This is a genomic window from Anaeromyxobacter terrae, assembly GCF_022690685.1.
Lineage (GTDB): Bacteria > Myxococcota > Myxococcia > Myxococcales > Anaeromyxobacteraceae > Anaeromyxobacter > Anaeromyxobacter terrae.
The window spans coordinates 57,422-66,175 of sequence record NZ_JALCYY010000031.1 but is presented as its reverse complement, the minus strand read 5'-3'; the positions used below and the strand labels follow the sequence as shown (position 1 = coordinate 66,175).

Annotated in this window: 5 protein-coding genes; 2 read left to right on the top strand and 3 right to left on the bottom strand. The window is 74.4% G+C overall.

The window, feature by feature from the left end; genetic code table 11:
- Window positions 1-975: aminotransferase-like domain-containing protein (locus MNY62_RS15005; RefSeq protein ID WP_242344988.1), on the top strand; the 975-nt coding region annotated here is incomplete at its 5' end.
- Here the strand turns inward: MNY62_RS15005 and MNY62_RS15000 are convergent.
- The 3 genes from MNY62_RS15000 to MNY62_RS14990 all read right to left on the bottom strand — a co-directional run bounded on the left by MNY62_RS15000 (window position 923) and on the right by MNY62_RS14990 (window position 6,271).
- Window positions 923-2,266 carry a hypothetical protein gene (locus MNY62_RS15000; protein WP_242344987.1) on the bottom strand — a complete coding sequence of 448 codons (1,344 nt, stop codon included), beginning with the start codon at window positions 2,264-2,266 and terminating at the stop codon, window positions 923-925. The two genes, MNY62_RS15005 and MNY62_RS15000, sit on opposite strands and share 53 nt — an antisense overlap.
- 278 nt (window positions 2,267-2,544) lie before the next feature.
- Entirely contained in the window at window positions 2,545-3,957 is a 1,413-nt protein-coding gene (locus MNY62_RS14995; RefSeq protein WP_242344986.1) for a sigma-54-dependent transcriptional regulator, read from the bottom strand.
- 58 nt (window positions 3,958-4,015) lie between these two features.
- Window positions 4,016-6,271, bottom strand: a complete 2,256-nt coding sequence (locus tag MNY62_RS14990; protein WP_242344985.1) for an ATP-binding protein — start codon at window positions 6,269-6,271, stop codon at window positions 4,016-4,018.
- A gap of 130 nt (window positions 6,272-6,401) precedes the next feature.
- Between MNY62_RS14990 and MNY62_RS14985 the strand changes: the two genes are divergently transcribed.
- Window positions 6,402-8,690 (top strand): transglycosylase SLT domain-containing protein, encoded by a 2,289-nt coding sequence (locus MNY62_RS14985; RefSeq protein WP_242344984.1) that lies wholly within the window; start codon window positions 6,402-6,404, stop codon window positions 8,688-8,690.
- Window positions 8,691-8,754: the final 64 nt, after the last annotated feature.

Sequence of the window (8,754 nt, the reverse complement as noted above, 5' to 3'; positions counted from 1 at the left end):
GGGGAGGCGCGCGGGCTCGCGGTGCGGCCTGAGGGCGTGCTCGTCACCCGCGGCGCGCAGATGGCGCTCGCGCTGGCCGCGCGCGCGCTCCTCTCCCCGGGCGACGCCGTCGCGGTGGAGGACCTCGGCTACCGCCCGGCGTGGGAGGCGCTGCGCCTCGCCGGCGTGAGGCTCGTGCCGGTGCCGGTGGACGCTCGCGGCCTCGACGTGGACGCGCTCGCGGCGCAGGCAGGGCGCGAGCGGATCCGGGCGGTGTACCTCACCCCGCACCACCAGTACCCGACGCTCGTGACCCTCTCCCCCGCGCGGAGGCTCGCGCTCCTCGAGCTCGCCCGCCGGTCGCGGCTCCTCGTCCTCGAGGACGACTACGACAACGAGTTCCACTACGAGGGCCGCCCGGTGCAGCCGCTCGCGAGCGCCGACGCGGCCGGCGTGGTCGTGTACGTCGGCTCGCTCTCCAAGGTGCTCGCGCCCGGGCTGCGCCTCGGCTTCCTGTCCGGCCCGGAGGACGCCGTCGCGCGCCTCACCGCGCACCGGCACTACCTCGACCGGCAGGGCGATCTCGCGGTGGAGGCGGCGGTGGCCGAGCTCCTCGAGGAGGGGGAGGCGCAGCGCCACGTGTGGCGCACCCGGCGGATCTACGCGGCGCGCCGCCAGGCGCTCGCGGAGGCCCTGCGGGTCGAGCTCGCGGGTGCGCTCTCCTTCGAGCAGCCGCCCGGAGGGATGGCCTACTGGTGCCGCGTCGCGCCCGGCGTCGACGCCGACGCGTGGGCCGACCGCGCCCTCGCGGCGGGGGTGGCGATTCAGTCGGGCCGGCTCTTCGCCTTCGACGGCCGGCCCCGCCCGCACCTGCGGCTCGGCTTCGGCCGCCTGGACGAGCGGGAGCTCCGGGAGGCCGTCCGCCGCCTCGCGGCGGCGCTCCTCAAAACTGCAGCACGCCCGCGACGGACAGCGCGAACACGCTCGTCTCGCTGAACCGGAACCGCCGGCCCGGCGCGTCGTAGCGCCAGTCGAAGTTCGGGTTCAGGTCCGGGTTCGCGGTGGCGCCGGTGATGTCCCGGCCCGCGTCAGCGACGCCGCCACGCCCGAGCGAATCGCCGGAGAGGAAGTGCGCGGTCTGCGTCGCGAGCGAGGCGCTCGCCTGGAGCGTCACGAAGCGGGACGCGCGGAGGTACAGGCCGAAGAGCCCGCCCATCGTGAGGTACGCCTCGGTGGCGTGAAGCTTCCCGCTCATGTCGGTGAGCGGGTTGTAGAAGCGCTGCGACGAGGTGTAGTCCGCGAACGCCCGGACGTCGACCGAGACCTTTTGGTCCTCCGACGGGTTCTCGTACGGCACGAGCTCGGTGCCGAAGGTGAGGCCGCCGATCCACGGGAGCCGGGCGCGCGCGTCGTCCCCCCAGCTTGAGCAGTTGTCCGCGCCGGCGAGCGTCGCCTGGGCGGGCGCGCGGCTCGCGAGCTCCGCGGCGTGCTCGCAGTTGGAGTACGTGCCGCTCGACCGCTGCATCCCGGTCACGTGCGCCTTGAAGTAGGGATCGATGGGGCCGAGGCGTCGGGAGAGCACCGTGTAGACGTCGTACTTCCAGACCTTCTCGCCGAACGGGCCGGGGTTGCCCGACGAGACGTGCGGCGACGCCCAGCTCGCGCTCCGGCCCGCGGCCGGATCGTAGGCGGTCGCGGTGGGGAAGGTGAGGTCCGCCCCGACGAGCCAGAAGGGCTTCGTGTCGTCGCGCGCGTCGCTGAAGATGCCCCACGCGACGCCGGCCTTCACGTCGCCGGCGCGGCCGCCGTGGTAGACCGTCGTCTCCGGCGCGACCGGGAAGAGCGGGCAGGGCGCAACCGCGCACGGCTGGTTCATGGCGTCGATCGTGTTGTTCGCGATCGTCGAGTTCCTCTCCACGGAGAACCCATCCACGAGCGCATAGCGCCAGGAGTGATCGTCCGCGAGCACGTAGGGCAGCTCGACGTGGAGCTCGAGGTCGCGGTACAGGCCGACCGCGAAGCGCGGCACGAGGGCGTTCGTGATGCGCGTGTAGCGCAGCTCGTCGACGTCGACGTTCGCGCCGAAGGGCGGGTTCAGCGCCGGGTCGCCCTGCTCGCGGGTGATCTTCCCGCGCAGCTGGGTGCGATCCCAGCGCAGCGACACGTGGAGGTCGAACAGGTTCCCGGTCTCGCTCGTGGCCACGCGGGCGATCTCGGCGGCCCCGGCCGGGGCGGCGAGCGCGACGAGGATGCAGATCGTGAGGGCGCGCAGGCGAAGCCGCCGCATGTCTCCTCCGTGAGGCGGGCGAAGGCCGCGAAAACGCGGCAAAACCGCGCCGACGCTAGCAGCGGCCCCCTGGACGGTCAAGTTGCCGAGCCCCCGCCTGGTGTGTGCCTCCGGCGCACGATGCCTGCCTGCGGCGGGGGTCCTCGCTCCGTGCGCCTGCGGCGCACTGCCAGGTGCCGCCGTGAGCGGCTCCCATCGAAGGAGCGCCTCGGCGCGTGTCGCTGCGGTTCCCCGCCTCGGCGACGGACTCCTGCGCCTCGCGCGGTCGACGCGGGATGTTACTCGTCGGCCTCCGGCGGCTCGCGCAGCCCCAGCTCCTTCATCTTGACCTGCAGCGACTTCCGGCTGATCTGCAGGCGCTTCGCGGCGCGCGTGACGTTGCCGCCGGTCTCCTCGAGCGCGCGCGTGATGAGCTCGCGCTCGAGCTCCGCCTGCGCGTGGCGCACGATCTCCTTCATCGACGCGCCGCTCGGCGCGGCGATCGCGCCGAGCGGGCCCATCGCCGCGATCGGCACGGGCGCCTGGGCGCCGCGGTCGCGGAGGGAGTCGGGGAGGGCGCTCGCCTCGATGAGCGGCCCGTCGGCGAACAGCACGGAGCGCTCCATCAGGTTCTCGAGCTCGCGGATGTTCCCCGGCCAGCCGTAGCCGAGGAGGAGCTGCAGCGCCTCCTCCTCGATGCCCTCGACCTTCTTCCCGAGCCGCTGGTCGTACTTCTCGATGAAGTGGCGCACGAGCAGCGGGATGTCCTCCTTGCGCTCGCGCAGCGGGGGCAGGGCGATGGGGACGACCGCGAGCCGGTAGAAGAGGTCCTCGCGGAACCGGCCCTCGGCGATCATCTGCTTCAGGTCGCGGTTCGTCGCGGCGATGAGCCGCACGTCCACGCGCAGGGTCTTGATGCCGCCGACCCGCTCGAACTCCTGCTCCTGGATGGCGCGCAGGAGCTTCACCTGCATCTCGACCGGGATCTCGCCGATCTCGTCGAGGAACAGGGTGCCGCCGTCGGCGAGCTCGAACCGGCCGGGCTTCGACCCGACCGCGCCGGTGAACGCCCCCCGCTCGTAGCCGAACAGCTCGCTCTCGACGAGGTCCTTCGGGATCGCCGCGCAGTTCACCTTGATGAGGGGCTTGTCGCGGCGGGAGGAGCCGCGGTGGAGCGCCTTCGCGATGAGCTCCTTGCCCGTGCCGCTCTCGCCCGTGACGAGGACGGTCGACGGCGAGTCCGCCACGCGCGCGACCATGTCGTAGATGGCGCGCATCGCCGCGGACTGCCCGACGAGCGGGGGGCGATCGCCGTCGCCGAAGCTCGAGTGCACGTTCTGGCGCTCGAGGTCGTGCGCCCGCGCGGCCTTGGCGATGACCTTCTTCAGCTCGTCCTGCTCGAACGGCTTCGTGATGTAGTCGAAGGCGCCCGCCTTGAGCGCGCAGACCGCGCTGTCCACGGAGCCGTGCGCGGTGATCATGATCACCGGCACGTCCGGGAAGTCGGCGCCGACGCGCCGGAGGAGGTCCATCCCCCCGACCTTCGGCATGACGAGGTCGGTGACGACCACGTGGACCGGCGTCTTGTGCAGGACGCCGAGGGCCTGCTCGCCGTCCGCGGCGGTCGTCACCTCGTAGCCCTCGCGCTTCAGCATGGCCGCGAGGACCCGGCGGATGTTCACCTCGTCGTCGACGATGAGGACGTGGGCCACGGGGGTGCGTTACCACAGGTCGGGCCATCTCCGCACGCGCGGCGCCACGGAGCCTCGCTCAGGCCTGCTGCTTCTTGCGACGCTTCCGCCGCCGCCGCAGCCGCGCCGCGGCCTTGGCGCGGCGGTGCTCGCGGCTCCGGCGCTTCTCCTCCTCGTCGACGGGCGGCTGCGGCACCCCGGCCGGCCGCTCCTCCCGGAGCCCCGGCAGCGAGATGAGGAACTCCGCGCCCTCGCCGGGCGCCGACCGGACCTGGATCGTGCCCTGGTGCGCCTTCACGAGCCGCTGGCAGATGGCGAGCCCGAGCCCGGTTCCCTTCTCCTTCGTCGTGTAGAAGGGCACGAAGATGCGCTCGCGCGCCTCCTCGGGGATGCCGGGACCGCTGTCGCGGAACCGCACCTCGACGACGTCGGCCTTGCGCATCCCCTCCCGCCAGAAGGCGAGCTCGTCGCGCGCGAGGCGCGTCGACACGACGAGCTTGCCGCCGGTCGGCATCGCCTGGAACGCGTTCAGCGCGAGGTTCAGGAACACCTGCTTGAGCTGCTCGGCGTCGGCGTTGACGGAGGGGAGCCACTCCGCGAGCGCGAGCTCGACGGAGATCGTGGGCGGGACCTCGGCCTGGAGCAGCCTGAACGTCCGCGCGAGGACGTCGTTCACGTCGGTCGGCGCGAGCGCGGGCTTGAGCGGGCGCGAGTAGTCGAGGAACTGGGTGACGACGCCGTTCAGGCGGTCCACCTCCTCGATCACGATCTCGAGGAACTCGCGGTCGTCGCCGGGGAGCTTCGAGGGGTCGAGGAACTGGACCGCGCCCTTGATGGCGGCGAGCGGGTTGCGGATCTCGTGGGCGAGGCCGGCGGACATCTCGCCGAGCGCGGCGAGGCGGTCGCGCTCCTTCATCTGCTGGTACAGCTTGGAGTTCTCGATGACGAGGGCGCAGCGGTCGGCGACCTCGATGAGCGCGGCGATCTCGTCGGACGCGAACGCCTCGGGGACACGCTCGTCCCAGCAGGCGAGGAACCCGACCACGCGGTCGCCGGCGAGGAGCGGCATGCAGATCCCCGCCCGCATGGAGCTCATCACCCCGCGCGCGTCGCTGAGCCGCTTCAGCTCCTCCGCGACCGCCGCGGGCGCCCCACGCCCGCTTCGGCTCTCGTGCTCCGTCGGCCCCGGCGGCAACATCGCCCTGAGCTCCGCCACCCGGCGGTCGATGTTCTCGAGCAGGATGGCCTTCTGGGTGGAGGAGGCCGCGCCGAGGAGGGCGCGCGCGGTCGCTGGCTCGAGGAAGGGGACCGGCGGCGGGCCGCGGAAGTCGAGGAGCCGGTAGCCGGGGCGATCGTCCGCCACGAGCCAGAGCGACGCGTGGGTCGCCCGGCGCGTCTCGACGAGCCCGTCGAGCACCACCTCGGCGAGGCCGGCAGGCTCGATGACCTTGCCCGTGCGCTGGCGGAGGGCCTCGAGGCGCCGCACGAGCTCGTAGCGCTCGTGGAACAGCGTCGCGACCACCCACTCCTCGACGCGCTCCCGCATGGGCTCGAACAGGGAGAGGATCACGAACGAGGCGACGATGGTGTTGAAGTAGAAGAGCTCGGGGCGGTCGCCCACCCACGACACGAGCCCGCCGTAGATCGCGACGAGGACGAGCCCGAGCGCGGTCACGACGACGATCTTCCCGAGGAACTCGTGCAGATCGAGCAGCCGGTGGCGCTGCAGCGTCTGCGACAGGAAGAACATGAAGATGGTGAGGGTGATCGAGCCGAGCCCCTCGGGCGGATAGGGGAGGCCGAAGCCCGGGAACATGTCGAGCGTCGACAGGAGCACCGCGACGAGCGCGCCGAGGAACAGGTACTGGAGGCGCGCGCGCTCGACCCGCGTCTGCGAGGCGTGCATCTTGCCCCACAGCACGGAGAGCACCGCGGCGAGGCCGCCGACGACGTAGGCCGCGACGAGCAGCTTCGCTGCCTTGACGTGCACGAGCGGGGTGAGGGCGACCACGATCCCGGAGAGGGACCCCGCGAGCATGGCGTTCCGGGCCCGGCGCGCGGGCCGGCGCGCGACGCCCAGGAACTCGAGGAAGAAGGCGAGCGCCGCGGCCGGGATGAGGCCGCCCGAGGCCACCGCGAGCCGCTCCCACCAGGCGACCGCGAACGCCTCCGACCAGCGCAGGAAGAAGCTCGCGAGCGAGAAGAGGCAGAGATCCGCGGCGAAGAGCGCGAAGAGCGTGAACACCCGCGAGCGGTTCTCGCGCAGGAGCGCGGCCACCGAGAGGGCGAGCGTCACGATCGCGGCGAGGAGCGCCGCCTGGGTCCGGATGTCCACGCGGGGGCGATCCTAGACGGTTTCCGCGCCGGTTGCCCGCCCCGGAATCGCCCGCCCGTCCCGACGATCCCGCGCGATGGGTGCTGCGTCGGGACGACGCGGCCGGGCGGGCCCTTGACGCGACCCCTCGGTGATCCGCACTCTGCACCTGCCCCCGATGATCACCGCAGCGCTCGCCGCCGTCGTCCTCGCGTCGGTCACCCCGTCCGACGCCGTCCTCGATCTCACCCCCGCGTTCCAGGGCGGCCCCGCCGCTCAGGCGAAGGCCGCGTTCGACGCCGGCCGCCACGCCGAGGCGGCCGCGAAGCTCGCGCACGTCGCGACGCCCGAGGCGCGCCTCCTCCGCGCGATGGCGCTCGCCGAGGCCGGGCGCGCGGCGGAGGCGCTCGCGCCGCTCGAGGGGCTCGAGGCGCGCCTGCCCGACGCGGCCGACCGGATCTCGCTCCTGCGCGGCCGCGCGCTGGAGGCCGCGGGGCGCGGGCGCGAGGCAGTGGCCGCGCTCGCGGCGGTGCCGGACGGCTCGCTCGTCGCGGGGGAGGCGCGGCTCGCCCGCGCGCGGCTCGCCCGGCGCTTCGGCGATCGCGCCCAGGCGCTCGAGGCGCTCGCGCCGCTCGTCTCCCTCCCCGCGCCGAAGGACCCCGGCGCGACCGACGCCGGGGCGAGCGCGCTGCTCCTCGCCGGCCGCGTCCACGGCGAGGGCGAGGGCGCTGATCCTGCCGCCGCGAGGCGGGCGTTCGCGGCGTGCTGGGCGGAGCACCCCATCGCGCCGGAGGCCGCGGAGTGCCTCGCCGCGCTCCGTGCGCTGCCCGCGCCTCACGGCGGCGAGCCGGGCGTCGAGGAGCAGGTGCGCCGCGCGGAGGCGCTCCTCGAGGCGGGCCTCGCGGACGGCGCGGTCGACCTCCTGCGCAAGGCGGTGCCGGATCTCTCCGCCGCCGCTCCGGGCGAGGAGCTCGCCTGCCGCGCGCGCGCCGCGCTCGGGCGCGCCCACCGCAAGGCGCGCAGCTACGCCGACGCGGTGGAGGCGCTGCGGCCGGTGGTCGAGGGCTGTGACGATCCGTCCGTGCGCGTCAAGGCGCTGTTCCTGCTCGCCGGGGCGACCTCGAACACGGGCGACAAGGACGGCGCGATCGCGCTCTACCGGCGGCTCGCGCGCGACTACCCGCGCAACCCGCTCGCCGACGACGCCCTGTTCTCCGCGGCGGATCTGCTCCTGCGCGCCGGTCGCGACGGCGAGGCGCGCGAGGCGCTCGCCGGGATCGTCCGGGACCACGCGGGCGGCGACTACTGGGACGAGGCGCGCTTCCGCCTCGCCTGGCTCTCGCGCCGCGCGGGGGACCTCGACGGTGCGATCGCGCAGCTCCTCGCCATCGAGGAGGGCGAGCGCGACCTCGATCCCTACGAGCACGCGCGCGCGGCGTACTGGCGGGCGCGGATCCTCGCCGGGCGCGGCGACGCCGGCGCCCGCGCGGCCGAGGCGATCTGGACCGACCTCGCGACGCGCTTCCCTGCCGACTACTACGGCCTGCTCGCCCGGGCGAGGCTCGCGGGCGGCACGGGGAACGAGGAGGGCGCCGCCCGCGCGCTGCCGGCCGCGGCGCGCGTCCCCGCCGCCGCGATGGCCGCCCAGCTCGCGCCGCCCGCATGGCACGCCGGACCGCTCGCCGCCGATCCGCACTTCCGCGCGGGCGTGCTCCTCCTGCGCATGGGGCTCTCGCGCGACGGCGCCGCCGAGCTCACGGCCGTCGATCCGGCGCGCCTCTCGGATCCGGACGCGCCCGACGCCGCGCTCATCGTGGCGGATCTGCTCGATCGCGCCGGCGACCACCGGAACGCGCACCAGCTCCTCCGCACCCGCGCGCGCATCGCGCTCCGCCGGGCACCCGCCGCCGAGAACCTCCGCGTCTGGCGGATCGCCTACCCGCCGGCGTTCCGGGGCGACGTGCAGCGCTGGGCGCCCTCCGCCGGCGTCCCGGTCGATCTCCTCCAGGCGCTGATGCGCGAGGAGAGCGCGCTCGATCCCCGCGCCGTCTCGCCGGTGGGCGCGATCGGGCTCACGCAGCTCATGCTCCCCACGGCGCGCGAGGTCGCACGCCAGCTCAAGATCCGGCGGCCGTCCCGCACCGACCTCATGAACGGCCCGCTGAACATCCGGATCGGCGCCCGCTACCTCGGCCAGCTCCTGCGCCGCTTCGACGGCCGGGTCGCGCTCGCGGTGGCCGCGTACAACGCGGGCGGCGGCGCCGTGAGCCGCTGGCTCGAGGCGCGCGGGGATCTCGAGCTCGACGAGTTCGTGGAGGAGATCCCCTTCGAGGAGACGCGCGGCTACGTGAAGCGCGTGCTGCGCTCGTACGCGGCGTACCGGCTGCTCTACGGCGGCGGCGCGCCCGCCGGCGGGCTCTTCCGGCTCGCGGGCAGGTAGGGCGGGAGCGTTCCGGGTGCGCCGCGCCGCCGCGACAGCAGCCGAGCTACCAGGCGCCGGCGGA